The 738-nt window shown below is 54.7% G+C and carries 1 protein-coding gene and 2 tRNA genes; 2 read left to right on the top strand and 1 reads right to left on the bottom strand.

Translation table 11 applies throughout. The annotated features are described in order from the left end of the window. Nucleotides 1-189 (bottom strand): hypothetical protein (locus PL599_RS22715; protein ID WP_271359897.1); only part of this gene is annotated, 189 nt, incomplete at its 3' end. Between the two features lie 49 nt (nt 190-238). Here PL599_RS22715 and PL599_RS22720 point away from each other — a divergent pair. Then, a tRNA-Ile gene (locus PL599_RS22720) sits at nt 239-315 on the top strand. Between the two features lie 94 nt (nt 316-409). Beyond that, nucleotides 410-485: transfer RNA gene (locus PL599_RS22725), tRNA-Ala, on the top strand. Nucleotides 486-738 lie beyond the last annotated feature (253 nt).

Raw genomic sequence — 738 nt, forward strand, 5'->3', positions numbered from 1 at the left:
TAGGGGAACCTGCGGCTGGATCACCTCCTTTCTAAGGAAGCTGTGGAACAGTAAGACGCCTGTCTTGAACAGGATGAACTTTCCCGTGCTTTTTAGAACATAGATGGCGCCAGTCAGGCGACCATCGAAACGTAATACGCCTGCAGATCTGCTACGCAGACAGCGGGTATGGCGAGGTTCGCCGTCCACGTTTCTCTTTCTTCAAGAAGACAAAAGCCGCATCGACCGGTACCGGAATGGGCCCGTAGCTCAGTTGGTTAGAGCACACGCTTGATAAGCGTGGGGTCGGAAGTTCAAGTCTTCCCGGGCCCACCATTTGCATATGCGAATGAGGGTTTGGGTTGAGACTGTTGGTTGATGCGAATTGTTGCCGCGCCTGGTTGATGAGACTTGGGTGATCGAGCTGGATGGGGCTGTAGCTCAGCTGGGAGAGCACCTGCTTTGCAAGCAGGGGGTCAGCGGTTCGATCCCGCTCAGCTCCACCATTTATTTGCGCTCACGGGTGAGCGGTCCTTCGGACCTACCCTCCGCGAGGGCGCCGAACGATCGGCGACGCGCTATCGCGCTGTACTGGAGAATTGATCCGGCGGCTGCGAATTGTCTTCTTTGAGGAAATAAAAGTTTGCATCGTCTGTAAGGACTGATGCCTGTTCTGAATACATTGTGAAGAGAAGATATGTCTGGAAGCGTCCAGGTGTTTTGGGTTTAGGCCCGAGACGTCCGAGCCCAGTCCCAGTG

It is taken from the genome of Agrobacterium sp. ST15.16.055 (assembly GCF_027956555.1).
GTDB lineage: Bacteria > Pseudomonadota > Alphaproteobacteria > Rhizobiales > Rhizobiaceae > Agrobacterium > Agrobacterium salinitolerans.